The 23,534-nt window shown below is 64.9% G+C and carries 22 protein-coding genes; 11 read left to right on the top strand and 11 right to left on the bottom strand.

Annotated features, from left to right (window positions below):
• The first annotated feature begins 36 nt into the window (after positions 1–36).
• The gene (typA, locus tag ADAD_RS0104985) at positions 37–1,863 is read left to right on the top strand and encodes a translational GTPase TypA (protein WP_010410479.1); all 1,827 of its coding nucleotides are present in this window, start codon (positions 37–39) and stop codon (positions 1,861–1,863) included.
• Here the strand turns inward: typA and ADAD_RS16585 are convergent.
• From ADAD_RS16585 to dcm, 3 genes are read right to left on the bottom strand one after another with little or no spacing between them, the layout of a single operon-like run.
• Complete coding sequence (locus ADAD_RS16585) at positions 1,860–3,098, bottom strand: type II restriction endonuclease (protein ID WP_202796486.1); 1,239 nt, start codon at positions 3,096–3,098, stop codon at positions 1,860–1,862. The genes typA and ADAD_RS16585 overlap by 4 nt on opposite strands.
• Positions 3,073–3,555 (bottom strand): very short patch repair endonuclease, encoded by a 483-nt coding sequence (locus ADAD_RS16580; protein ID WP_010410470.1) that lies wholly within the window; start codon positions 3,553–3,555, stop codon positions 3,073–3,075. Before ADAD_RS16580 ends, ADAD_RS16585 begins: the two co-directional genes overlap by 26 nt.
• A complete protein-coding gene (gene dcm / locus ADAD_RS0104970; RefSeq protein ID WP_010410467.1) occupies positions 3,548–4,807 on the bottom strand; it encodes a DNA (cytosine-5-)-methyltransferase in 1,260 nt (419 codons plus the stop codon). The genes ADAD_RS16580 and dcm overlap by 8 nt, the downstream gene beginning before the upstream one ends.
• A gap of 451 nt (positions 4,808–5,258) precedes the next feature.
• Between dcm and ADAD_RS0104965 the strand changes: the two genes are divergently transcribed.
• Together ADAD_RS0104965 and putP are read left to right on the top strand one after the other, a co-directional pair.
• Positions 5,259–5,978: a hypothetical protein gene (locus ADAD_RS0104965; protein WP_010410464.1), complete on the top strand. Its 720-nt coding sequence runs from the start codon at positions 5,259–5,261 to the stop codon at positions 5,976–5,978.
• Positions 5,979–6,063: 85 nt separating this feature from the next.
• Positions 6,064–7,545, top strand: coding sequence for a sodium/proline symporter PutP (gene putP / locus ADAD_RS0104960; RefSeq protein ID WP_010410462.1), 1,482 nt, complete (start codon positions 6,064–6,066; stop codon positions 7,543–7,545).
• A 303-nt stretch (positions 7,546–7,848) separates the two neighbouring features.
• Here the strand turns inward: putP and ADAD_RS0104955 are convergent, their stop codons facing one another.
• On the bottom strand, positions 7,849–8,517 hold the full coding sequence (locus tag ADAD_RS0104955; protein WP_010410459.1) for an SdpI family protein: 669 nt from the start codon (positions 8,515–8,517) through the stop codon (positions 7,849–7,851).
• The gene (locus tag ADAD_RS0104950) at positions 8,514–8,825 is read right to left on the bottom strand and encodes a metalloregulator ArsR/SmtB family transcription factor (protein WP_010410456.1); all 312 of its coding nucleotides are present in this window, start codon (positions 8,823–8,825) and stop codon (positions 8,514–8,516) included. The genes ADAD_RS0104955 and ADAD_RS0104950 overlap by 4 nt, the downstream gene beginning before the upstream one ends.
• Before the next feature lie 89 nt (positions 8,826–8,914).
• On the opposite strand from ADAD_RS0104950, the gene ADAD_RS0104945 reads away from it, so the two are divergent.
• Positions 8,915–9,301, top strand: coding sequence for a VOC family protein (locus ADAD_RS0104945; protein ID WP_033193191.1), 387 nt, complete (start codon positions 8,915–8,917; stop codon positions 9,299–9,301).
• Between the two features lie 72 nt (positions 9,302–9,373).
• The gene (locus ADAD_RS0104940) at positions 9,374–10,405 is read left to right on the top strand and encodes a DUF4424 family protein (RefSeq protein ID WP_010410450.1); all 1,032 of its coding nucleotides are present in this window, start codon (positions 9,374–9,376) and stop codon (positions 10,403–10,405) included.
• Here ADAD_RS0104940 and ADAD_RS0104935 read toward each other — a convergent pair.
• Both ADAD_RS0104935 and ADAD_RS0104930 read right to left on the bottom strand, forming a co-directional pair.
• Complete coding sequence (locus tag ADAD_RS0104935) at positions 10,393–11,151, bottom strand: hypothetical protein (RefSeq protein WP_010410447.1); 759 nt, start codon at positions 11,149–11,151, stop codon at positions 10,393–10,395. The genes ADAD_RS0104940 and ADAD_RS0104935 overlap by 13 nt on opposite strands.
• A 13-nt stretch (positions 11,152–11,164) precedes the next feature.
• On the bottom strand, positions 11,165–11,950 hold the full coding sequence (locus tag ADAD_RS0104930; protein WP_010410444.1) for an SDR family NAD(P)-dependent oxidoreductase: 786 nt from the start codon (positions 11,948–11,950) through the stop codon (positions 11,165–11,167).
• Between the two features lie 131 nt (positions 11,951–12,081).
• On the opposite strand from ADAD_RS0104930, the gene ADAD_RS0104925 reads away from it, so the two are divergent.
• Entirely contained in the window at positions 12,082–12,774 is a 693-nt protein-coding gene (locus tag ADAD_RS0104925) for an extensin family protein (protein ID WP_010410440.1), read from the top strand.
• Here the strand turns inward: ADAD_RS0104925 and ADAD_RS0104920 are convergent, their stop codons facing one another.
• The 3 genes from ADAD_RS0104920 to ADAD_RS0104910 form a co-directional block, all read right to left on the bottom strand.
• A complete protein-coding gene (locus ADAD_RS0104920; protein WP_010410438.1) occupies positions 12,775–13,599 on the bottom strand; it encodes an esterase/lipase family protein in 825 nt (274 codons plus the stop codon).
• Positions 13,600–13,703: 104 nt separating this feature from the next.
• Positions 13,704–14,189, bottom strand: coding sequence for a DUF3617 domain-containing protein (locus tag ADAD_RS0104915; protein WP_010410436.1), 486 nt, complete (start codon positions 14,187–14,189; stop codon positions 13,704–13,706).
• 61 nt (positions 14,190–14,250) lie between these two features.
• Entirely contained in the window at positions 14,251–14,802 is a 552-nt protein-coding gene (locus tag ADAD_RS0104910; RefSeq protein ID WP_010410434.1) for a DUF3617 domain-containing protein, read from the bottom strand.
• Between the two features lie 121 nt (positions 14,803–14,923).
• Between ADAD_RS0104910 and uvrB the strand changes: the two genes are divergently transcribed.
• The 4 genes from uvrB (at position 14,924) to ADAD_RS0104885 (ending at position 20,225) form a co-directional block, all read left to right on the top strand.
• Positions 14,924–17,098: an excinuclease ABC subunit UvrB gene (uvrB, locus tag ADAD_RS0104905; protein WP_029139921.1), complete on the top strand. Its 2,175-nt coding sequence runs from the start codon at positions 14,924–14,926 to the stop codon at positions 17,096–17,098.
• A gap of 477 nt (positions 17,099–17,575) precedes the next feature.
• Entirely contained in the window at positions 17,576–18,910 is a 1,335-nt protein-coding gene (locus tag ADAD_RS16295; protein ID WP_010410427.1) for a pentapeptide repeat-containing protein, read from the top strand.
• Between the two features lie 92 nt (positions 18,911–19,002).
• Complete coding sequence (locus ADAD_RS0104890; protein WP_139020344.1) at positions 19,003–19,551, top strand: CIA30 family protein; 549 nt, start codon at positions 19,003–19,005, stop codon at positions 19,549–19,551.
• 95 nt (positions 19,552–19,646) lie between these two features.
• The gene (locus ADAD_RS0104885) at positions 19,647–20,225 is read left to right on the top strand and encodes a hypothetical protein (RefSeq protein WP_029139920.1); all 579 of its coding nucleotides are present in this window, start codon (positions 19,647–19,649) and stop codon (positions 20,223–20,225) included.
• On the opposite strand, the gene ADAD_RS15550 is transcribed toward ADAD_RS0104885, so the two are convergent.
• Positions 20,161–22,227 (bottom strand): protein-disulfide reductase DsbD family protein, encoded by a 2,067-nt coding sequence (locus tag ADAD_RS15550; RefSeq protein WP_010410422.1) that lies wholly within the window; start codon positions 22,225–22,227, stop codon positions 20,161–20,163. The genes ADAD_RS0104885 and ADAD_RS15550 overlap by 65 nt on opposite strands.
• 56 nt (positions 22,228–22,283) lie before the next feature.
• On the opposite strand from ADAD_RS15550, the gene ADAD_RS0104875 reads away from it, so the two are divergent.
• Positions 22,284–23,516, top strand: a complete 1,233-nt coding sequence (locus ADAD_RS0104875) for an FAD-dependent monooxygenase (protein ID WP_010410420.1) — start codon at positions 22,284–22,286, stop codon at positions 23,514–23,516.
• The last annotated feature ends 18 nt before the right edge of the window (positions 23,517–23,534 follow it).

Here is a 23,534-nt window from a genome sequence, read left to right as displayed (position 1 = left end):
CCGCTCCCAACTCTCTCCCCGAAAGCAGCATCACCCGTGTCCCTACGCAATATCGCGATCATCGCCCACGTCGACCACGGCAAGACCACCCTCGTCGACCAGCTCTTCCGCCAGTCCGGCACCTTCCGCGAAAACCAGCGGGTGGACGAACGCGCGATGGACTCGGGCGACCTCGAAAAGGAACGCGGGATCACCATCCTCGCCAAGTGCACCAGCGTGGAGTGGCAGCACGGCGACGAGACGACGCGGATCAACATCGTCGACACCCCCGGCCACGCCGACTTCGGCGGCGAGGTGGAACGGATCCTCTCCATGGTCGACGGCGTCATCCTGCTGGTCGATTCGGCCGAGGGCCCGATGCCGCAGACCAAGTTCGTGCTCGGCAAGGCGCTTGCGCTGGGCCTGCGCCCGATCGTCGTGGTCAACAAGATCGACCGTCCCGATGCGCGTCCGCAGGAAGTGCTCGACGAAGTGTTCGACCTGTTCGCCAATCTCGACGCGAACGACGAGCAGCTCGAATTCCCCAGCCTTTGGGCCTCGGGCCGCGACGGCTATGCGAGCGAGGACGAGAACGCCCGCGAAGGCGATCTCCAGCCGCTGTTCAAGCTGATCGTCGACCACGTGCCACCCCCCGGGCTCGACACCGACGGCCCCTTCGCCTTCCTCGCCACCCTGCTCGACCGCGACAACTTCATGGGCCGCGTGCTCACCGGCCGCGTCCAGCAGGGCACGATCAAGGTCAACGACCCGATCCACGCGCTCGACCGCGACGGCAAGGTGATCGAAGTCGGCCGCGCGACCAAGCTGATGAGCTTCGACGGGCTCGACCGCGTGCCGGTGGAAAGCGCGCAGGCGGGCGACATCATCGCGATGGCCGGCCTCGAAAAGGCCACCGTCGCCAACACCATCGCCGACCCGAGCGTGAAGGAACCGATCGCCGCGCAGCCGATCGACCCGCCCACGCTCGCCATGCGCTTCGCCGTCAACGACAGCCCGCTCGCGGGCCGCGAGGGCGACAAGGTGACCAGCCGCATGATCCGCGACCGCCTGATGCGTGAAGCGGAAACCAACGTCGCCATCCGCGTGACCGAGGCCGAGGACAAGGACAGCTTCGAGGTCGCCGGTCGCGGCGAACTGCAGCTGGGCGTGCTGATCGAGACGATGCGCCGCGAAGGCTTCGAACTCGGCATCTCGCGCCCGCGCGTGCTGTTCAAGGAAGAGAATGGCCAGCGCATGGAGCCGTACGAAACCGTCGTGATCGACGTGGACGACGAATTCTCCGGCACGGTCGTCGAGAAGATGCAGCGCCGCAAGGCCGAGCTGACCGAGATGCGCCCCTCGGGCCAGGGCAAGACGCGCGTCACCTTCTCTGCCCCGTCACGCGGCCTGATCGGCTACCACGGCGAATTCCTGTCCGACACGCGCGGCACGGGGATCATGAACCGCCTGTTCGAGAAGTACGACGTCTACAAGGGCCCGATCGAAGGCCGCCAGAACGGCGTGCTGATCTCGATGGTGCCGGGCGAGGCCGTGCCCTACGCGCTCAACGCGCTGGAGGACCGCGGCGAGCTGTTCATCGGCGGCGGCGCGAAGATCTACGAAGGCATGATCATCGGCGAGAACGCCAAGCCCGACGATCTCGAAGTCAACCCGATGAAGTCCAAGCAGCTGACCAACTTCCGCAGCACCGGCAAGGACGATTCGATCCGCCTGACGCCGCCGCGCGTGATGACGCTGGAACAGGCGATCGCCTATATCGACGACGACGAGATGGTCGAAGTGACCCCGCAGAACATCCGCCTGCGCAAACGCCACCTCGACCCCCACGAGCGCAAGCGCCACAAGCGCAAGATGGATAGCTAAGTCCGCGCTGCGAGCGAGCGGACGTCTCCTATGAAGCTCTCGAGATTTTGCAGGTGAGGCCGGACGGGCTTCGGGAACTTTTCCCGCAGTTTTTCCGGCACCACCAAGGTCACACCGGCTGAAGTCATTTCTCTGAATTGGTTTTCTGACACGCCCTCCTGCAGGGTAAGGAGGTGCTTGCGCGGGATGCGATCTGCCTCGTTGAGAATCTGCCTCCACCTGTCGCGGCAAGTAGTTTTTACAGCCAGCATCCGGAGCTGGTCAGCCGGGAACGAATTGTCCTGATAGGCTTCTTGAGACGGGAACAGGAAGTCAGGAGACTTGCCCGGTTCGGAAACCGGCTGATGCGAGAAGTGGGTATTCTCGACCAGCTGCTCCTCTATGAAAATTGCCCGAGCATGCAATTCCAGCGAACGGCCTGACCGCGCCTTGCGCCGCTGAAGGATGGTCTGGGCCCGAACGATGAATTCGTCCACGCTCGAAAATCCAGCCGTGATATTGGGTAGCTCTATCGCCTGTTCTACGCTTCGAAAAATCTCGAATTCGCAATCCCTGCGCCGCAACATGCGGTTGTCTGGGCTGAGACCATTGTCGGGACGTAGTGCCACTGCTTTCTCGACGATTTCCAGTCCGCTTGGGAACTTCGCCAGCCAGTCGGTTGGCATTTCGTCATCGGACAGCCAGCAACTAGCCCGCGGAGCAATTTGGACGAAAAGGTCCCCGTCTCGCACCGTTCCTGGCGTCCAAACCCGATAACGGCCAGGCTCAATTGGGCCGAGCCGATCCTCGACGATTTCTTCTTCCAACTCAGTTCTGCAAACCCACACATGACAGTCGATGGCAACGCCTTCGTCGTCGCGCCGAAATACGAAGACAGAAATCGCGCCGGTACTTTCGGGGTTAAGCAAGACGGATTCGATTCCGCCAAAGTTAGTGAAGCGCGCTTCATCACGCGGACTCTTGGCCATGCTGCCGTGATACTTGTTATTATAATAGACAGCGCGCGCACGGACATGATCTGAGTGTGAATCGATATAGAAATCGAGCCAGGAATCAGGGTTCTTTATGTCCCGTCGATCGATTGACGGGACTACGGAGAAGATAATGTTTTTGGGCACATACGGGCCTGCCTGATGGGAATCGTTGGCAAGTGTATCATTGCCTGACAGTCGTTTGGCATACCAGAGGACGTTTCCGACTGCGTATTGGTCAAGCCAATCCGGCAGTTCCATCATCACCATTCCCTCCCCTTACTTCCGCCACTTTTCGATCTGATCGCAACCAACGAGCTGTGCTCGAGATTGCGGCCAAAGTACCGATGCGCGCTGACCCCTTGAAGGCGCATTCCCACACTGTCAGCACTCGCCAGTCAGAGCCTGTCAACTCAGCAAGTGCGGCATCGTCTCTCTGGCGATTGGCCTCAATTTTTGCCCGCCAGAAGGCTTCTCTTGTCTTCGGCCATTTGAACAGCGGGCAGTCGTGCCCGTGCCAGAAGCACCCATTCACAAAAATGGCAGCGTTGTATTTCGGAAAGACGAGATCGGGCTTGCCCGGCAGCTTCCTGTCATGAAGACGGTAACGAAAACCCAAGCGGTGGAGGCCGCGCCTCAGCACCATCTCCGGCTTCGTATCTTTCGACCGGATTCCCGCCATCATCCGGCTGCGAACTTCCGGCGAAACGATGTCAGCCAATGGCAGCCAGCTTGCGGTCAGGCCGGGAAATGGAAACAGTCTGCCGGTCTTTCACCGGTCCGGTCGCCCCCAATGCAGTCGCCAGGTGATCTCTCATGGCGTTCGCCAGAAACTCCACCACCGGCACGACAACTGCGTTTCCGAACTGCCGGTAGGCTTGGGTATCCGAAACAGGAATTGCCCAGCGGCGCTCCCCTCGGTCAAAACCCATGAGGCGCGCACATTCCAGCGGGGTCAGACGGCGAGGCCGGTTGCCTTCCTGCGCAATGAGAATTTCCGAGCCATCCTTGTGATACCGGGCCGACAGGGTCCTCGCCACATCGTCAGGACCGAACAGACTGTATCCAAAACCGTTACCCTTGGCTTCGTGCTTCTTCCGGTATTCCTGGAGGTATTCCCAGAGGCGGGGTGTGAGCGTATATTTAGGGTCGATCTGGTCATTCGGGTCAAGAATGCTGCCAAGCTTCGGCCCGTCTGCAACCGCCGGAATTTCAAGCTCTTTGAGGTTGAATGCGGATTTCTCCCGAAAACCGACGATGAATATCCTCTCTCGCTTTTGCGGCACCCAGGGTGCCGAACTGATCACCCTCGCCTGCACGTGGTAGCCTAGCTCGTTCTCCAGAACATGCATGATGGTGGCAAACGTACGTCCCTTGTCGTGCCCCTCAAGATTCTTGACGTTTTCCAGCACGAAAGCTGCGGGCTGATGATGGGCAATGATCTGCGCAGTGTCGAAGAAGAGGGTTCCTTGGGTATCACACATAAAACCGTGAGGGCGTCCCAGCGCATTCTTCTTGGACACACCCGCAAGCGAAAATGGCTGGCAGGGGAACCCTCCTAGCAGCACATCATGCTCGGGGATCAGCTCGGGGTTTTCAGCAAACTGGCGTACGTCGCCATGCAATTTGTGGTTGTCGCGGAAATTCACGCGGTAGGTTTCCTGGGCGAACCTGTCCCACTCCGAAGTGAACACGCAATGGCCGCCAATGCCCTGGAAGCCGATGCGCAATCCACCAATCCCCGCAAACAGATCGATAAACCGGAAATGCAGATCCCTGTCGGGTTCGCTCACGGAAGGATCCGGGCCAAACTGCGCCAGCACCTCCAGTGCACGATAGACGGAAGCCTTCGGCTTCGCCTCACCACGTTCCCAGCGATAAATCGTGCTCTGGCAATAATCGAGTTCTCTCGCCGCATCCTCGACCGAGAGGCCTGCCATCTGCCGCAATTCCGTAAAAGACATGTTCGCCATGGCTACCTCTGGGTCAATTTCTCGCGCTATGCCAAAATTTCCCCCAGCGCGCAAGAACGGACAGGGAACATTGTGAGTTCATCCACAGTCACGGCCCAGCTCCGGTACTGAAGCGGATCGAGCTGCCGATAGCGATCCGATTTTCCTACTCCCACGCCCCGCGCTATGGCTGGGTGCGCTCTTTCTCGCCGTCCGTCCCGGTCCGCCTCGTTCGGCCCCCGACCCTCGCCCCCTCGCGCGGGCTGATCGGGCCGCTCGATCAATCGCGCCTTTTCGATCGAGTGGATTTCAGGCCCAGGACACTGTGTCAGGTGTGTCAGGCGCGCCGGTCTGCCGATGTGTGTGGGCAATTCCACGCGAATGGTCCGGGGGGCATTTCCCCGGCCTTCCCATCCCCATCGCGCGCTGACATGATGGTTAACGGGTCGCGCCGCGAAGGGGATTCGCTGCGATGAGATATGCTTTGCCCGGGTTTGCGGCGGCGGGGGCCGTGGCGCTGATCGTCGCGCTGGTTCTCGCGCCGGGCCTTGCGCACTGGTTTGCCGACACGCTGGGCGCGGGCTCCGGCCATGCCCACGGCGGCTACTGGTACGGCGAATACGGCCAGCTGCACGAACGCGCCTGGCCGGTCGGCAGCCTGTGGCTGACCCTCGCCTTCGTCGGCTTTGCCGTGCTGGGCGCGGGCGTGATGGCGCTGGCCTGGGTGCTGTCCATGGCGGGAGAGCCGCCGCCGCCCGATCCCAAGGCGCAGCGCCGCCGCAGGGCGCAGGCTCTGATAGAGAGCGTGAACCGCCGCGGCGACCTCTCCACCGGGGAGAAGGAGGGCTTCCGCAGCAGCGCGCTGGTGCTGGCCGATGCCGACGACCCGACCTCGATCCGCGCGGCGGAGCTGGTGGGCGCGGGCGATGCGGTGACGGCGGCGCAAGGCCTCGCGCGCGAGGCGGAGAGCGACTTCCTGCAGCTGATGCGCCACGCGGCCAACATCGCGCTGCCCTTCTCCGACCGGGCCAGCAGGCGGATCGGCAAACGCCGCGACCGGTTCGAGCGGGTCGATGAACTGGCCAGGTGCTGCGAGGATCCCGATACGCTCGCCAGGAAGGGCGGGAAGCAGGGCGACGGCGAAGATGGCGCGAAGGGCAACCATGCCCACCTCGACGTGGCGTGGGACTAGGGCGGCAGCACTCGTGTCGCCCTGTGTGAGACACTTCCCGGCTTACTGTGGTCAAACCGGTTAGGAGGCGTTAGGCATCCCGCCCATGCAGACAGGCGTACTCATCTCACTCGCGGCCTACTTCATCCTCATGCTGGGGATCGGCCTTTTCGCATGGAAGAAATCGACCGACACGTCCGAGGGATACCTCCTCGCCGGGCGCGGCCTTTCACCGGGCGTGGCGGCGCTTTCCGCTGGCGCTTCGGACATGTCGGGCTGGCTGCTGCTGGGCCTGCCGGGCGCGCTGTATGCCGCCGGGCTGGTCGAGGCGTGGATCGGCATCGGACTGTTCGCAGGCGCGGTCGTCAACTGGACCATCGTCGCACCCCGCCTGCGCGAACAGACCGAGCGGATGGGCAACGCGCTGACCATTCCCGAGTTCATGGCCAACCGCTTCCCCAGCCAGGCGACCGCGCTGCGCGTGGTTTCGGCGATCGTGATCGTGGTGTTCTTCATGGTCTATTCCGCCGCAGGTCTGGTCGGCGGCGGCAAGCTGTTCGAAACCGCCTTCCCCGCGCTGCTGCCCGATGTGGGGATGAGCGACTACATGCTTGGCATCTGGATCACGGCGGGCGTGGTGCTGGCCTACACGATGGTGGGCGGGTTCCTCGCCGTCAGCCTGACCGACTTCGTGCAGGGCGTCATCATGCTGCTGGCGCTGGTCGTCATGCCGCTGGTGGTGATGTTCGGCCCCGGCGGAAGCGCGGGCGACAGCCTGTCCGACATCCAGCCCGGTTTCCTCAGCCTGACCGAAGGGCTGACCGCGATTGGCTTCCTCAGCGCGGTAACATGGGGCCTGGGCTATTTCGGGCAACCGCACATCATCGTGCGCTTCATGGCGATCCGCAGCGTTCCCGAGGTCGCCAATGCGCGCAATATCGGGCTTGCATGGATGTTCGTCTGCCTGCTCGGTTCGCTGGGCGTCGGGCTTGCTGGCCGCGCCTATGCCGAGCGTAACGGCGTGGTGGTGGACGACCCCGAAACCATCTTCATCGTGCTGGCGGACCTTCTGTTCCACCCGCTCGTCACCGGCTTCCTGCTGGCCGCGCTGCTGGCCGCGATCATGAGCACGATCTCCTCGCAGCTGCTGGTCTCCTCCAGCTCGCTGACAGAGGATTTCTACCGCCTGTTCCTGCGCCGCAATGCGAGCGAGCGCGAGGCGGTCAATGTCGGGCGGCTGAGCGTGCTGGTGGTGGCGCTGGCGGCGATCTGGGTGGCAAGCGACCCGGAAAGCGAAGTGCTGGGCCTTGTCTCCAACGCATGGGCGGGCTTCGGCGCCGCCTTCGGCCCGCTGATCCTGCTGTCGCTCACCTGGCCCCGGATGACCGGCGCGGGTGCGCTGGCCGGGCTCGTCGTGGGGGCTGGCACGGTCGGCTTCTGGATCGCGCAGGGCTGGAACAGCGAATTCCTGGGTGGGCCGGGCGTGTACGAGATCATCCCGGGCTTTATCGCCGCCACAATCGCCATCGTGATCGTGAGCCTTGTGACCCAGCCCGAAGATCTGAGCCACCACGCCGCCAAAGCGTAAGCTGGCGTTCTGCCGGCACGAACCCGGCGACCGCCTCGGCCACTCCGGGGGTGAGCGGAGGTCCGGATCGCCACGGGATGCCAGATTGGGGGCGCGGCCGCCTTCGGGCGCCGGCTTCAGCCGGAGGGTGCAGTGCCCGTCGCCATCGGTCGCGCCGGAGCCGGGGATGATCAGGACTGCGGGCGTCCCTTGCGCCAGATCGTGCCGGGCAGCGGCGGGTCGATACCTAAGCGCTCGGTCTGCACGCTTGGGTGGCGGGGGCAAGAGCAAGCGACGCTGCCAGGGACGACAACACACGCATGGTCAATTTGCACCTTGTCCGTGCTGGCCGGTTCTCCAGAGGTGCCAGCTGTAGACCGCCGGGATCAGGCCAGCACCAAGGGCAGCGCCCAGTACCAGAACCATCCGCAGTTCGCTCGGCATGTCGATCAGACCGGCCGCGATCATCGCCAGCCCGGCGGCAAGGAACAGCTTCCCGGCAAGGCGATGCGTGGCGATCCAGTTGTCGGCATCGGTGATCGTCCAGGGCGTGCGAATACCCACGAAGAACCCGGGGCGGGACTTGGGCATCATGTTGCCCAGCACCAGGAAGAGGATGCCTACAAGGACGACGATGGCGCCCGGCCCAGGCTCCAGGCCAAGAATGGGCGCGGCGATGAAACACTGCACGGCGACCAGCAGGCCCAGCGTTCCGAGCCATGAGGCGCGCAGCAGCGGAGCCGAGCCTTCGAGCCTGTCCTGCAATGGTTCGATAGCGGGGATGATCGCAAAAAGCAGACCGAGGGCCAGCACCAGCCCGGCGGGCATCAGCAGCGCCGGGAGTGCGGGCATCGTATCGTCGATCTCGCCCGCCGCATTCCAGTGCACCGGGAGCTCTGCCCCGGCAGGCACCTGACCCGCCGCCCATAGCGCGAAGGCCGCCATCAGGGCGGCCAGCAGGATGGTGCCGATCAACAGCGGCCTGACCTTCATTGCGTTTCTCCTTGCGGTTTTGTGCCCGGGCGCGCTTCGCCCTCCGCACGGCCCAGCCCCATGCGGCCCATGAACGTATGCAGCGCCTCTTCCAGCGTCGACATGTTGAGAGTGTAGACCACCGATCCTCTGCGGTTCTCGCCATGGATCAGGCCGGCCTCCTTCAGCTTTGCGAAGTGGCCCGACATCGTCGGCTTCGACACGGGAAAGTGATCCGCAATGTCGCCTGCGGTCATCCCGCCGCCCTTGAGCAGTTCCAGCACCTCGCGCCGGATGGGGTGGGAAAGGGCGTCGAAAACCTTGCTCATAGGTATTTAGCTAAATGCCTAAATTGCATTCGTCAAGGCCGGGTGTAGGGTCCGTACGAGGGGCGCGAGGAGAGCGAGGGGAACGGGACATGGCGAAAGTGACGGGATTGGGCGGCGTCTTCTACGTGGTGAAAGACCCCGCAAAGACCCGCAGGTGGTACGCAGAGGTGCTGGGCCTTACCGGCGAGTACGGACCGCAGCTGGCATGGGCGGACGAACCGCACGAAGCGCCCTACTCGCTCATCAGCCACTTTCCGGACGAGGAATACATAAGGCCCGGAACGGGCGGCTTCATGATCAACCTGCGCGTCGACGACTGCGACGGCATGGTCGAGCAGTTGAAGGCCAGGGGCGTCGAGATCGTCGGGCATGTCGACGAGGGCTACGGCAAGTTCGCCTGGCTGCTCGATCCCGACGGCGTGAAGATCGAGTTGTGGGAACAGGTCGAGACGCCGGACGACGTTTCGCCTAGCTGAAACCTCTGCATTCGCGGCGCGTGCCGTGCTAACAGCAACGCAGGGTCGCGCGATTGATGGGGAATCGCCACCATGCCTGCCACCATTCTGCCAAGACTCGCCCTGCTGGCAGCAGCCGGCTTCCTGCTTGCCAGCCCGATTGCCGCGAACGATTCCGAAGCGGAGATCGGCCTCGGCGGGATCGTCCTCAAACCCTCGAGCGATCTCAGGCTGCTCAGCGAAGACCTGTTCATCTCCGAAGAGAAGGTGACGGTCGACTACGTGTTCGAAAACCCGACCGACGATTATGTCGAAACCACCATTGCCTTTCCCATGCCCGGCCAGCCGCGCGGCCTGATCGACACGAGTTACGCGTACTACGACGAAAGCCAGGACTGGTCAGGCTTCGATTTCGCCACCCGCGTCGATGGGCGCCCGGTTCGCCTGCTGCAATACGACCGCGCGATGATCGGCGATCGGGACGTGACCGAAGAGGTGATCGCCCACGGCTTCCCGGTCTACTGGACCGCCACGGAAGAGGGCAATCCGTTCGACGGCGCATCGCCGCAGCGGGTGGCCGAAGCGCTGGAAAAGGGGCTGGCCCGGCGTGACGATCCGCAGTTCGAAGGCCGCGTTGTGCCCGCGTGGGAGGGGGTGACCTACTTCGTGCGCGAACAGAGCTTCGCGCCGCGTTCGAAGGTGCGCGTCAGCCATGAATATGCGCCCATGGTGGGCGGAAGCGTGGGCGGCGCGCTTTACCCGCAATACAGGAATAATGGCGAGGACAGCAGCCTGTCCGAATACCGGGCGCGCTATTGCGTGGACGACCACTTCCTCGCCGGAGTGGACCGGCGGCTGGCCGCAAAAGCTTCGGGTGAGAACGTGCAGGCCTGGATGCACGAAACCTGGATCGGCTACGTCCTCTCCTCCGGCGCGAACTGGAACGGCCCGATCGGGACCTTCCGGCTGGTGGTGGACAAGGGTTCGACCGAAAACCTGGTCAGCTTCTGCATGAACGGGGTGACGAAGATCGGCCCGACGCAGTTCGAAGTGGTCAAGACCGATTTCGAACCGACGCGCGATCTCGATATCCTGATCGTGAAATTCGCCTCCTACGAGGACTGACGCACGATCAGTTCACCGACCACCAGCAGCGCGTATAGCGCCGCGCCCAGCGCGAAGGGCAGGAAGCGGCTGCGCCGTTCTTCGGGCAGTTCCTCTTTCATGACCAGCAGGATGATCCCGCCGCCCACGAAGGCGAACAGGCCGCCGATCGCCAGTTCGGGCAGGTCCAGCAGCAGCCCGGCTGCCCAGCCCGCCATCGTGGCGGCGGCAAGGACCCAGCGCCCGCGCCTGTCGTAGATCTGCGCGTGATCGCTGCGCGCCCCGAAATCGGCGGTCACGAAGTGCAGCATCATCGCGCCGAAGAACAGCGCCAGCCCGATCCAGCCCGTATCCTCTCGATTGTTGAGCAGATAGGCGATGATGCCGACCAGCAGCGCGCTCGCCCCGATATGGAGCCAGAAAGTCCGGCTCTGCGGGTTTTCCTGCGTCTGGCGCCCACCCCGGCTCGCAACGATCGCCCGCTCCACGCCGTAGAACAGCGCGAGGCCGATCAGCGCCAGCACATAGACCGTGGCTTCCGCTGCCGCCTCGTCCAGCCCGGTGGCCTGCCGGAAGGTGCCCGCGTGCGCCGCCAGTTCCGGCATGACATGCAGGAAGACGTACCCGACAGCGACGCCGCCGGAAAAACTCAGCCACCGGCTGCGAGGCGTCGCGTCGAGGAAGCGCAGGCGGCCGACGAACAGGTGCACCGCCGAAAAGGCCAGTGCCATCAGCAGCGTCACCAATGCCATCGGCACTGCGTCCATGCCGCGCCCGGCCCTAGTCGAAGGCCATGAAGTTGGGCTGGCCGTTCGATGCGCTCACGCCGCCATCCACCGGCAGGTTCGCGCCCGTCACGAAGCGGGCGTCATCGCTGGCGAGGAAGGCGACCACGCTGGCGACATCCTCCGGCTCGCCCGGTCGGCCCAGCGGGATGCGGCGCAGGAATGCCTCGAGCAGCTGGTCATCCTCACGGATGCCCTCGCTCATGGCGGTCTTCGTCATGGAGGGACACACCGCGTTCACCCGCACGCCCTGTTCGCCCAGCTGCAGCGCGAGCGCGCGGGTAAGGTTGGTCACCGCACCCTTGCTGGCGTTGTAGATCGGCATGGTCCAGTCGCCGCCCGTGCCCGAGACGCTGGAGGTGTTGACGATGGAGCCGCCGCCGGGCGCATCGCTCTTGGCCAGATGCGGGATCGCAGCGCGGCAAAGATACATCACGCCCTTCACGTTGACGTCGATCACCTTGTCGATGTCCTCGTCGCTCGCTTCTGCCAGCGGACCTGCGGTGGCCGTGCCGGCATTGTTGACGAGGCAATCCAGCCCGCCGAACCGCTCCACCGTGCGCGCCACCAGATCCTTCGCAAAGGCCGCATCCGAAACATCGCCATCGACCAGCAGCGTGCGTTCGTCGTCCAGATCGGCGGCGACCTTCTGCAGATTCTCCCGGCTGCGGGCGTTGAGCACCACATTCGCACCCTCGGCGGCGAAGCGGCGGGCGATGGCCTCACCGATGCCGGAGGACGACCCGGTGACGATTACGGTGCGGTTGCTGAAGCGCTGCATAAGAAATGCCTTTTGACTGTGTTCGGCTTGGGGGGGATGCCTTGGGAACAGGTGCGCGCGCGTATTGTTTCCCGATAGGTTCGCACGTTTAGGGAAACGTTCAGCGATGATCCGCCATACATGAGGCCGTGATGCGTGGAGCGAAACCTTCCTCTGTCCTGCTGCTGGCGATCATCCTGTCAGGCTGCCAGCTATTGCCTTCGGGCAACCGCGCCAGCGACAGCCGCACGCTGCCCCCCATTCCGCGCGGCACCAGCCAGACCGGCGCATTCACGCCCAGCGTTACCGGCCAGCAGTGTTTCGCGCAGCTCAGCGCAACCGGCGCGAACTACTCACCGCTGCCCAATGCCAATGACGCGCCCGGCTGCACGCGGATCGACACGGTCTCGCTCGCCGGGCTGCAGGGCGACGCAAGCCGCTTCGCCATTGCCAATCTGGGCCCCGTCACCTGCGCAACCGCCAGCACCTTTGCGGGCTGGGCGCGTTTCGGGGTGGACCGCGCGGCGCGGGTCCATCTCGGCAGCAAGCTGGCGCGCATCGAGACCATGGGAAGCTATGCCTGCCGCAATGTCGCGGGCAGCAACAAGCGCTCGGCGCATGCGCGGGCCGAGGCGATCGATGTTTCGGCGTTCATCCTGGAAGACGGGCGCCGCATCGCCGTCAAAGGAGACTGGAACGGCGGCACACCGGGCGAGCGCGCGTTTCTGCGCGTGGTGCGGGACAGCGCCTGCAAGCGCTTCGGCACGGTTCTGAGCCCCGAATATGATGCCGCCCACGCAGACCATCTTCATCTTGAAGTGGGCGACAGTTCCTTCTGTCGCTGACTAGCCGCGCGTGGGCCTGTCTATCGGGGGCCTGTCTATCTCGCGCGCGACGGCCCTGATGGCCTCGGGCGAATAGGAAAATCCCATGTGGCTGCAACGCAGCGCCACGGCCCGGTCGCGCTCTCCGGGATAGCCTGCGGCACAGCGTGGACGGATGGCACCGTCGCGCGGGCTCCACAGGGCGATGGTTTCCACCGGCGGCTTGCGGGAAAGTTCGGCGGAAAGCTTCGGCTCGTCCACACGGTGCCCCGCTATCGCCTGATAGATGCGCCAGACATTGTTGGCGCGCAGAGAGCCCGAAAAGGGCGACCCCATCGAAATGACCTTGGCCACGGCGTCCGGCTGGCGCTTGGCAAGCTCGCGCGCGTAGAGCCCGCCGAGGCTCCACCCGACCAGCACCACGGGCGCGCCTGCGCGCTGTCGCAGGTCGAGCAGGCGTTCCTCCAGTTGCCCGAAGAGTTCGTCCGAAAAGCCCCAGTTATAGCCGCAGCCCCAGCGCTTGACCGTGTGGCCGGCATCTTCCAGCCGCCGCGCGAAGTAGCGCATCTTGATCGGGTTGCTGCCGAAACCGGGCAGGATCATCACCATGCGCGGGGTTCTGGCCTTGGCCAGGCGAAACGGGTTGAACAGGCTGCGATAGAGGCGGCGGACCGGCTCGAACAGGTATCCCAGCTCACGCAAGAGCAGCCAGATGCGCGGGCCGCCCGGCCCGTCAGGATCAGGCTCGCGGGCGAGTTCTATGCGCCGCGCCCACTCGCTGTCGGCGAGCGCGGTGAAGCCGTAGATTCCGGTCGTCATCGCCTGCTGGTTTGCAGCTTGCGGCATTCTCGAAATTCCTCGCATACCCTCATAATGCGGCAGAAGGCGGGGAGTTTCCAAACCGATCTATGTTGGTTCTCGGGCGTCGTGGAAAGACGATTCCGCCGGGCTCAGGCGTCCTGACCGTCGCAATCGCCGATCCGTTCGCTGGTGACGCGCATGTCCACACCCTTGCCGCCTTCCTCGAACCCGGCGACCGTCATCTGGAGGTCGGTCGCTTCGGGCGTCACCGTCCCGGCGATCCGCGCCCTGGTTTCCGGCTGGAACGCGTCGCCCGCGCACACCATCACGGCATCGAGTTGCCCGTCTGCAAGATCGTAGGTCTCGAACCGGCAGCTGTCGCGTCCCTGCAGGTCGAGCAGCATTTCGCGGTAGCCGCCGCTGACGTCTTCCTCGGCCAGACACTGGTTTTCGTCCGCGTACTGCATGCCGGAACCGTCCGGGCCGCCGCCGATGGTGATCTGCATGCGGTAGAGCCCGGGCTCGATCCGCACGTCACCGGCGGGAGGACCCGCCTCCGCTTCCTCGTACGCGCCGGGATAATCGCCGCAGGCAGCCAGCGCGAGCGCGGTGGCGCCCACCAGAACAAAACGCATGTCGGTTATCTATCCTGCCGGTCGGGGTGTGCAGTGGCGGGGGCCATCCCGGCCCGCGTCTTCAGGAACACTCGCCGATCCGCTTGCCGGTGATCGTGCCCTTCATGGTCACATCGCCCGCTTCGGTGCCCGAGATGACGTTGTCCATTCGCAGGATGAAACTGTCCGCGTCGTACTCGCCATCCATGGAGAACCGGGCAGTGCCGCCATTGCCCGCATCGCAGGTCATCCGGAGGCTGAGGTTGTTGCCCGTGCGGTCGAACGTATCGTAGGTGCAATTCTCGTTCTTCTCACCGCCGAAGAAACCTGCATCCGGCTTTTCGGCCTGGTCCTGCGTGATGCAGGCCTTGGTCGTGATGGACCGGCCCATCTGCTTGGCCAGCATGTCCTTCATGCTCTGCGGAACGCCGGGAACATCGAACTCGGTGAATTCGATCGTGTTTTCCCACTGGCCCGCGCGCAACTGCACGGCATCGTCCGTGGCGGCGTCGACAACGGCGTCCTCTTCGGCGATCGCGACATCCTCATCCGCACCCGCATCTGCTTCGGCGCCGCCGTCCGAACAGGCGGTGAGCAGGGCGAGGCTGGCGGTAGCGGCGATGATGATGCGCATGGTCTTTGCTCCGGTAAAACTGCGTGGGCGGGCCATGACCCGCGATGAGGCACCCTAGGCAGGCACCACCAGACCGACAACCGCCATTGCGGCGAACGGCCCATGCGCCAATATGGACGACATGGCCGAACTCATCATCCGACGCGGGCTCGACGAGCCCGACACCACCGGCGAATTCACACCGCACAAGCCCGCGCGACCCGAAAAGTCTATGCCGGGCAAGAAGTTCGAGCTTGTCAGCGATTATGAGCCTGCGGGCGACCAGCCGACCGCGATCGAGGAACTGGTGCGCGAGGCGGAGGGTGGCGAGAAGACGCAGGTGCTCCTCGGCGTGACCGGATCGGGCAAGACCTTCACCATGGCCAAGGTGATCGAGGAACTGCAGCGGCCCGCGCTGATCCTCGCGCCCAACAAGATCCTCGCCGCACAGCTCTATGGCGAATTCAAGAGCTTCTTCCCGAACAACGCGGTCGAGTATTTCGTCAGCTACTACGACTACTACCAGCCCGAAGCCTACGTGCCCCGGTCGGACACCTACATCGAGAAGGAAAGCTCGGTGAACGAGGCAATCGACCGGATGCGCCACTCGGCCACGCGCGCATTGCTGGAGCGGGACGACGTTATCATCGTCGCGTCGGTCAGCTGCCTCTACGGGATCGGCTCGGTCGAGACCTATTCGGCGATGATCTTCGATATCAAGGAGGGCGAGAGCGTCGACCAGCGCGAGCTGATCCGCAAGCTGGTCGCGCTGCAGTACAAGCGCAACGACCATGCCTTCGCGCGCGGCAACTTCCGCGTGCGCGGCGACAATCTCGAAATCTTCCCTTCGCATTACGAAGACACGGCATGGCGGATCAGCTTCTTCGGCGACGAAATCGAAGAGATCGTCGAATTCGATCCGCTGACCGGCAAGCCCGGCCGGAAGCTCGAAAAGGTGCGCGTCTACGCGAACTCGCACTACGTCACGCCCGGCCCGACGATGAAGCAGGCCACCGAAGCGATCAAATTCGAGCTGGCCGAACGGCTCAAGGAGCTGGAAGCCGAGGGCAAGCTGCTCGAACACCAGCGGCTGGAACAGCGCACCAATTTCGACCTCGAGATGATCGCCGCGACCGGCAGCTGCAACGGGATCGAGAACTATTCGCGCTTCCTCACCGGCCGCCTGCCGGGCGAGCCGCCGCCCACGCTGTTCGAATACCTTCCCGAAAACGCGCTGCTGTTCGTCGATGAAAGCCACCAGACCGTGCCGCAGATCGGCGCGATGGCGCGCGGGGACCACCGCCGCAAGATCACGCTCGCCGAATACGGCTTCCGCCTGCCCTCGTGCATCGACAACCGCCCGCTGCGCTTCAACGAATGGGACGCGATGCGCCCGCAGACCTTCGCGGTCTCCGCCACGCCCGGCGGGTGGGAGCTGGAGCAGACCGGCGGCGTCTTCGCCGAGCAGGTCATCCGCCCCACCGGGCTCATCGACCCGCCGGTCGAAATCCGCCCGGTCGAGGACCAGGTCCAGGACTGTATCGAAGAGTGTAAGGCGACCGCCGCCAAAGGCTACCGCACGCTCGTCACCACGCTGACCAAGCGGATGGCCGAAGACCTGACCGAGTTCATGCACGAGGCGGGCGTGAAGGTCCGCTACATGCACTCCGACGTCGAGACGCTCGAACGTATCGAGCTGATCCGCGACCTGCGGCTGGGCGTGTACGATGTGCTGGTCGGCATCAACCTGCTGCGCGAAGGCCTCGACATTCCCGAATGCGGGCTGGTGTGCATTCTGGACGCGGACAAGGAAGGCTTCCTGCGCTCCGAAACCTCGCTGATCCAGACCATCGGTCGCGCGGCGCGCAACGTCGATGGCCGCGTGATTTTGTATGCCGACCGGATCACCGGATCGATGGAACGCGCGATGGCGGAGACCGAGCGGCGGCGCGAGAAACAGCGCGCCTATAACGAGGAACACGGGATCACCCCGACCACCATCCGCCGCGCCATCGCCGACATCACCGCCCACGCGACCAAGGGCGAGGATGGCGAACCCGAGGACGAAGCCGCGCCGCTCGTGGGCCACAACCTGCGCGCCTACATCGAAGACCTCGAAAAGAAAATGCGCGAAGCCGCCGCGAACCTCGAGTTCGAGGAGGCAGGGCGTTTGCGTGACGAGATTCGTTCGCTGGAGGCGGACGAGCTTGGCTTGCCGGAGGGTGAGCAGAAAGCGGCGCGCGTTGGGCGCAGCAATGAGGGCAAGCCGGGGACGCGGAAGCTGCGGTACGGTCGGACGCAGAAGAAGATGCGGTGAGGCAGGATCGACTGTTCACCGTATCCACAGGCGAACTGTCAAGAACTCGAGAGCCCTACGCTTGACACTTGCTAGAAATCAGCGGAAGTTTTGGGGCAACGGGGAGGCACCTCGATTTTTCTTGGGCAAGTTACGCCCGCAATCGGAGTGCCAAATGACCCCCTTCGAAATCGTCTCCCTGATCGTCGCCATTATTATGCTCGCAGGCACCTTCACCTATGCAGGCATCCAGATCGGCAAGGCGCTCGGCGAGAAGAAATGAGCACCTTGCCCTCCGCCATCATGCCGAACTTGGTAGAGCTTCGGTCAGCTTCGCGTCCGGCATCCAGCCCTCCACCTGATCCGATTATCACGGGCCTAAGACTGGCCCCCGAAACGAATTCGGGGTGACGATTGCGTTGGGGGCACAAGAAGCGCGGCAAGTGCTCATGTCGCACTTTACTTGCTAGCAGGCAGGAATTGCGACATTCTTGATGGATGGAGTGGCGAGGCTTTCAGTTCTGGAAGGAAGAGTTCTGGAGCTGGCGGCATCCCCGCCGCTTTCGCTTTCGTATCTGGGCGCGGGTGCGATGGCTGAAATTCAGACAATGGCTGCGCGAACCCAAGTTCAGGGCGTTGCGACGACACTGGCCTAGGCCGGCGATTATCATCCTGACCGCCGCCCTCGTCGCGTGGGTCGTCTTCACGTTCTTCGGCAACCAATCCGGCGGGCTTCTGATGAAGCTCGATCGCCTGTTGTCGTATGAGACAGTCAAGATGAACTGGCGCGAGGCAACGCAGTTGCTGCTCGTCCTGGTCGGACTGCCCATCGCATTTCTGCTGTGGCTCTTCCGTGACATCCACACCAATGCCGTGCTGGAAAACCAGCGCAAGGATGTGAACCTGAAGGAGTTTCAGGAAATCCAGATGCGTGCCGCAGGCGCGATGGACGAGAAACTGCCTGCGAGCGCAAGAGAGACCTCGCAGATCGCCGCCACGCACCAATTGGCCGGATTCCTGCGCGGCGAATATGGTGTCAGCTTTCAACGACCGGCCTGGGAATTGCTGAGGGCGCGTCTCCTCGCAAGTTCGGAGCGGATGGGATACCGGGCCATCTTGGCCCAGATCGAAGACTGGCGGAGGGCCGATCCCGGGGAGAGGCAGTCGGCCAAGCAGTTAGGCGGAAATGTTCGCAAGGCTGCGAAACAGATCACACAAGACAACACGGGCAAGTCGCAACGCGACGCGGTGCGCGACGAATGGCGAACCATTTTCAGCTCGCGCCTGCCACTGCCCGATACCGTTTTTGACGGGATTGCTCTGCCGCCAGGAGCGTTGCTCGCAACGTGCGATCTATCGCGGTGTTCATTTATCGGCGTGCATCTGTGGGACGCGCATCTCGAAGGTGCCGAGCTGTGGGGCGCACATCTCGAAGGCAGCTCCCTGGGGAACGCGCATCTCGAAGGCGCCAGTCTGCGGGGCGCGCATCTCGAAGGCGCCTTCCTGGGGAACGCGCATCTCAAATGCGCCAGTCTGTTTGCCGCGCATCTCGAAGGCGCCAATCTGTTTGCCGCGCATCTCGAAGGCGCCGATCTGGGGCGCGCGCATCTCGAAGGCGCCGATCTCCGGTACGCGCATCTCGAAGGCGCCGATCTGGCGGACCCGCATCTCGACGATAAGACCGAACTCGATCGCGCGATTTTCGATGACCGAACGCGCTTCGCATTCGATTGGTCCGGACTGACGAAAGACGAAAAGGACCGAGCCCGCGCGCCCTGGATCGAGCGCGGCCTGATCCATGTGAACGACCGGAATGCGAACGACCCGAAGTGAGCGCGCTTTCCCATGCAAGCTGCGAACTTCGCCACGGCCCCCTCCCCAAAGCCCGAAGTGACGTCGGCGGGCGATACGCATAACCCGCCACCATGCTATACGCCCTCGCCATGAGCATCGCCGCCATCGAACCCGGCACCTGCCGCACGCTGGTCGACTTCAGCGACGCGGACGAATTCGCGCGCTGGGAAGTCATCAACGACGGCGTCATGGGTGGCCTCTCCAAGGGCCATATCGAGCAGGTCGAGGGCGCGCTTTCCTTCACCGGGACGATCAACACCAATGGCGGCGGGTTCACCTCTCTGCGGCGGCCCTTGCCCGAGGGCGCGATGGCCGGGGCGCGGGCGCTTCGCATCGTCTATTCGGGCGATGCGCGCACCTATGAGGTGACGCTGCGCTCCGATGCGAGGGAGCGCGGGCGGCGCATTGCCTACCGTGCGACCCTGACGCCCGGGGAAAGCGCCGAAGGCTGGTCCGTGGCCGTGATCGATCTTGCCCGGCTGGAAACCTCGCTGTTCGGGCAGCAGGTCGATGCGCCTGCTTTCGCAACCGAGAAAGCGCACAGCATCGGCCTGATTATCGCCGACGGGATCGACGGCGATTTCGCGATGCAACTCAAGCGGATCGAAGCCTGCGCATAGCGGTGAGGCGCTGGGCTCAGGTGGATTTACCCCTGAGCGAAGGGCTGGCATAGCGCCGCGATGATCTTTCGCCCGTCCAGTCGTTTCGCGAGCCGATGACGCGCCGCAGCCTTGCCATCCTCGTCTCGCTGCCGCTGGCTCTGGCGGCCTGCCAGCCGCCCGCCGCGGACCGCTACGAAGGCCGCGCCGATCCGCCCGATACGCAAAGCTACGCCAGCGAGCCGCAGCCCTCGCCCGATGCCGAAGGCGCGGTGTGGGCGCCCAGCACTACCCCCTTGCGCCTGCTCTACGGCATTCCCGGCCAGCAGCCGCTCGCCGCCATCGCCTGCGAGATCGGGGAGCAAGGCACGGCAAGCGAACCGAAACTGCGCATTACCCGCTTCGCCCGGGCGGACGAAGGGGCGCAGGCCTTGCTGGCGCTGGTCGGCAACGGCCACAAGGAACGCTTGCCGGTGGAAGCCGTGGACAACGGCCGCGCGTTCATCTGGGAGGGCGCCATCCCGCTCGCCTCGGAAAAGCTCGACGCGCTCACGGGCCTGCGCGGCGTGCAGCTGACCGTTCCGGGAGCGGGCACGCTGGCGCTCAATGCCAGCGAGGCCCCGCGCGACCTTATCGAATCCTGCCGTCTTGCCGTGCGGAAGCAGTCGCAAGATCCCGGATCGAACGCGGGGTAAGCACCTGCGGCAGGCGTTCGGGCCGTGCGGCGCCGGGCGCGTACCACAGGTAAAGCGGCACGCCCGCCACGCCCTGCTGCGTGAGGAAAGCCGTGATGGCCGGATCGCGCCGCGTCCAGTCGCCGCGCAGAACCACCGCGCCGGCCTGCTCCAGCGCCTGCGCGGTCCCCTCGGTCTCGATCGCGACGCCTTCGTTCACCTTGCAGGTCACGCACCAGTCGGCGGTGAAATAGACGAACACGGGACGATTGGCCGCGCGCGCCTCGGCCAGCGCGGCCTCGCTGAAGGGCTGCGTGTCGAGGACACCTGCTTCGCTATTCGGAGCCTGCGGCTCGGGGAACAGGAGGAATGCGAGACCGGCTGCCGCAACCAGTGCCAGACCGGGCAGCAGGGCCCGGCGTGACTGCCGCTGTGCCTCCCCTATCCGGATCAGCGCACCTATGACGATCAGCGCCAGGCCGACCGAGATCGTAACCCAGGTCAATCCGCCGATCCGCCAGAGCAGCCAGCCCAGCGCCAGCGCGGTCAGCCCCATGGGCAGCGCCATCCAGCGGCGGAACGTCTCCATCCATTGCCCCGGTTTGGGCAACCGGGTGCGCAGCGCGGGCACGAAGCCGATCAGGAGAAAAGGCAGCGCCAGCCCCAATCCAAGCGCGGCAAACAGGCCCAGCGCCAGCGGCCACGGCAGCACCAGCGCCGCACCCAGCGCCGCCGCCATGAACGGGCCCGTGCACGGGGTCGCCACGAAAGCCGCGAGCAGGCCGGTGGCGAAAGAGCCGCGCCTGCTTGTGCCACCGCCCGTGATCGCCATGCCCGGTATCTCGAACGCTCCGAGAAAATTGGCCGTCAGCGCCACGGCCAGCAGGAACAGCGCGACGACCACGCCCGGCTCCTGCAGCTGGAACGCCCAGCCGATCGCCTCTCCACTGGCGCGCAGGGCCAGCAACACCGCGCCCAGCGCCACGCAGGCGATCACCACACCGCCAGCATAGGCCAGCGCATCGGTACGCGCGGTGTGCTCTGCCCCGCCCGCCTTCGCCAGCGACAGGGCTTTCAGGGACAGGATCGGGAAGACGCACGGCATGATGTTGAGCACCAGCCCGCCCAGCAGAGCGGCGCCGATCAGCATCCACCATGCGGGCAGTTCGCCGCCCGTGCGGATGGGCGCGCCACCCGTGGGCACGGCGCCCGGCGCCGCTTCGAACGACAATCCCGTGCCATCGCCCAGCCGCACGATCCCGGCAAGCCGCCCGGGCCGTTGCGCGTCGCGCGCCAGCGGGATCGCCGCCGTCAGCATGTCGCCATTGCGGCGAAACACCTGCGGCGCGGCGTAATCCACCAGCTCGCGGTTTTCGATGAAGACATGCGGACTGCCCACATCGAGGGTGGCAGGCAGCGGGATGGCGAGCCGCAGCCTGTCGCCCTCGACGGCAAAGCGCGCGGGCCTGTCCAGCGGGGCGGCGAGCGCGCTCTGGAATGCAGCGAAGCGTGCATCCGCGCGTTCCCCCTCGCCCACCGCGACGACCGCACGCAGCTGCGCCTCTTGCGGCACGCAGACCGCATCGGTGCAGGCGAGGTAGGTGGCGGTGCCGCGCAGCGTGAACGGGCCGTCGGGCGCGGCGCCCTGCGCCATCCGCAGCGGGGCCACCACCGCGTAGTCGCCTTCGAACACGTGGTTCATCAGCTCGCCGATCAGCAGCCGCTCTGGCGCGGGGTAGCGAAATGCGCCGATCGACACGCCAGCTGGCAGATCCCACTCGACCTGCATCCCCAGCCCCGCATCGCCGGGGTTGGACCAGTAGCCGTGCCATTCCTCGGAGACTGGCGTGAACGCAATCGCGATCCGCGTTTCGCCGCCGGGCTGGACCGGACCTTCGACCAGCAGCCGCGCATCAATGAAGGTCTCCTGCGCGCTCGCCACGCCCGGCAGCAGCAGCGCCGCAAGCGCCGCCAGCAGGGCACCGACCACATGGCGGACCGAAGGGAGGGTTGCGCGGATCATCGCCAGCGGCCTAGTGCTGAGAGACTGCCAAAACAAGCGAGCGAGCGCCCTCTTCCATGTCCACCAAAGCCAAACCGTCCGACACGCGCGACCTGCTCATCCTGGGCGGAGGTCTGGTCGGCATGACGCTGGCACTGGCTGCGGCGAAGAAGGGCATCTCCAGCCATGTGGTGGACCGGGCCGATCCGGCGAGCCTGACTGCCGAAGGGTTCGACGGGCGCGCTTCCGCCATCTCCACCGCCAGCTGGAACCTGTTCACCAATATCGGCCTGGCCGACGCGCTGGAGGCGCATGGCTGCCCGATCGAGAAGATCGCGGTGTCCGACCAGCTCAAGCCCGGGCGGATCGACTTCCAGCCCGAAGAGGGCGAGGGTTCGCTGGGCCGCATGTTCGCCAACCGCCAGCTGCGGGTCGCGCTGTTCGAAGCGGCGAAGGCAGAACCGCTGATTGCGTGGCATGCGCCCGCGGACGTTACCCTGCGCGAGCGGGGCAATCATGGCGTGTCGGCGACGCTGGCCGATGGCACCGTGCTGGCCGCGCGGCTGATGGTCGCGGCAGAAGGGCGCCGTTCGCCCACGCGCGAGGAAGCCGGGTTCACCATCGCCAACTGGCAATACGACCACCGCGCGATCATTGCCGGCCTGATCCATTCCAGGCCGCACGAGAATGTGGCCTGGGAAATCTTCTACCCCGAAGGCCCCTTCGCGCTGCTTCCCATGCTCGACGACGAGCAGGGCAGGCACCGCAGCGCGCTGGTGTGGACGGTTGACGAGGAAGACGGCGACGGCGTTCTGGCGATGGGCGACCGTGCCTTCATCGCCGAGGTCGAAAAGCGGATGGGCCGCCTGTTCGGCGATCTCGAAGCGAATGGCCCGCGCAGCTCCTATCCGCTGGGCTTCCATCACACCGCCAGGATCGTCGACCACCGGCTGGCGCTGGTGGGCGATGCGGCGCACGGCATCCACCCCATCGCGGGACAGGGCCTGAACCTTGGCCTGCGCGATGCGGGCGCTCTGGTGGAGGTGATCGCGGAAGGCAAGCGGCTGGGCCTCGATCCCGGCGATGCGCAGCTGCTCAAGCGCTACGAGAGCTGGCGCGGGCTCGATAGCTTCATGGTCTCGCTCGCGACCGACGGGCTGACGCGCCTGTTCGGCGTATCCGGCCCCGGCGCCTCTGCCATCCGCCGCTTCGGCATGGTGGGCGTGCAGCGGCTCGATCCGCTCAAACGCTGGTTCATGGACGAAGCGCGCGGCGTCAGCGGAGACGTGCCTGCGCTGATGCAGGGCTGACCGGTAGCTTGCGCAGAT

Origin of the sequence: Citromicrobium sp. JLT1363 (genome assembly GCF_000186705.1) — a bacterium.
In the GTDB taxonomy this organism is placed as follows: Bacteria; Pseudomonadota; Alphaproteobacteria; order Sphingomonadales; family Sphingomonadaceae; genus Alteriqipengyuania.
This window is presented reverse-complemented; position numbering and strand designations above follow the sequence as displayed.

What these genes read in the sequence shown, in the direction of transcription:
- ADAD_RS0104935 (WP_010410447.1), bottom strand. Translation starts at nt 11,151, where the DNA reads ATGGACGCAGTGCCGATGGCATTGGTGACGCTGCTGATGGCACTGGCC.
- ADAD_RS0104885 (WP_029139920.1), top strand. Translation starts at nt 19,647, where the DNA reads ATGACGCGCCGCAGCCTTGCCATCCTCGTCTCGCTGCCGCTGGCTCTG.
- dcm (WP_010410467.1), bottom strand. Translation starts at nt 4,807, where the DNA reads ATGGCGAACATGTCTTTTACGGAATTGCGGCAGATGGCAGGCCTCTCG.
- ADAD_RS0104965 (WP_010410464.1), top strand. Translation starts at nt 5,259, where the DNA reads ATGAGATATGCTTTGCCCGGGTTTGCGGCGGCGGGGGCCGTGGCGCTG.
- ADAD_RS0104930 (WP_010410444.1), bottom strand. Translation starts at nt 11,950, where the DNA reads ATGCAGCGCTTCAGCAACCGCACCGTAATCGTCACCGGGTCGTCCTCC.
- putP (WP_010410462.1), top strand. Translation starts at nt 6,064, where the DNA reads ATGCAGACAGGCGTACTCATCTCACTCGCGGCCTACTTCATCCTCATG.
- ADAD_RS16585 (WP_202796486.1), bottom strand. Translation starts at nt 3,098, where the DNA reads ATGATGGAACTGCCGGATTGGCTTGACCAATACGCAGTCGGAAACGTC.
- ADAD_RS0104940 (WP_010410450.1), top strand. Translation starts at nt 9,374, where the DNA reads ATGCCTGCCACCATTCTGCCAAGACTCGCCCTGCTGGCAGCAGCCGGC.
- ADAD_RS0104950 (WP_010410456.1), bottom strand. Translation starts at nt 8,825, where the DNA reads ATGAGCAAGGTTTTCGACGCCCTTTCCCACCCCATCCGGCGCGAGGTG.
- ADAD_RS0104945 (WP_033193191.1), top strand. Translation starts at nt 8,915, where the DNA reads ATGGCGAAAGTGACGGGATTGGGCGGCGTCTTCTACGTGGTGAAAGAC.
- ADAD_RS0104890 (WP_139020344.1), top strand. Translation starts at nt 19,003, where the DNA reads ATGCTATACGCCCTCGCCATGAGCATCGCCGCCATCGAACCCGGCACC.
- uvrB (WP_029139921.1), top strand. Translation starts at nt 14,924, where the DNA reads ATGGCCGAACTCATCATCCGACGCGGGCTCGACGAGCCCGACACCACC.
- ADAD_RS0104925 (WP_010410440.1), top strand. Translation starts at nt 12,082, where the DNA reads ATGCGTGGAGCGAAACCTTCCTCTGTCCTGCTGCTGGCGATCATCCTG.
- ADAD_RS16295 (WP_010410427.1), top strand. Translation starts at nt 17,576, where the DNA reads ATGGAGTGGCGAGGCTTTCAGTTCTGGAAGGAAGAGTTCTGGAGCTGG.
- ADAD_RS0104915 (WP_010410436.1), bottom strand. Translation starts at nt 14,189, where the DNA reads ATGCGTTTTGTTCTGGTGGGCGCCACCGCGCTCGCGCTGGCTGCCTGC.
- ADAD_RS0104910 (WP_010410434.1), bottom strand. Translation starts at nt 14,802, where the DNA reads ATGCGCATCATCATCGCCGCTACCGCCAGCCTCGCCCTGCTCACCGCC.
- ADAD_RS0104875 (WP_010410420.1), top strand. Translation starts at nt 22,284, where the DNA reads ATGTCCACCAAAGCCAAACCGTCCGACACGCGCGACCTGCTCATCCTG.
- ADAD_RS0104955 (WP_010410459.1), bottom strand. Translation starts at nt 8,517, where the DNA reads ATGAAGGTCAGGCCGCTGTTGATCGGCACCATCCTGCTGGCCGCCCTG.
- ADAD_RS0104920 (WP_010410438.1), bottom strand. Translation starts at nt 13,599, where the DNA reads ATGCCGCAAGCTGCAAACCAGCAGGCGATGACGACCGGAATCTACGGC.
- ADAD_RS15550 (WP_010410422.1), bottom strand. Translation starts at nt 22,227, where the DNA reads ATGATCCGCGCAACCCTCCCTTCGGTCCGCCATGTGGTCGGTGCCCTG.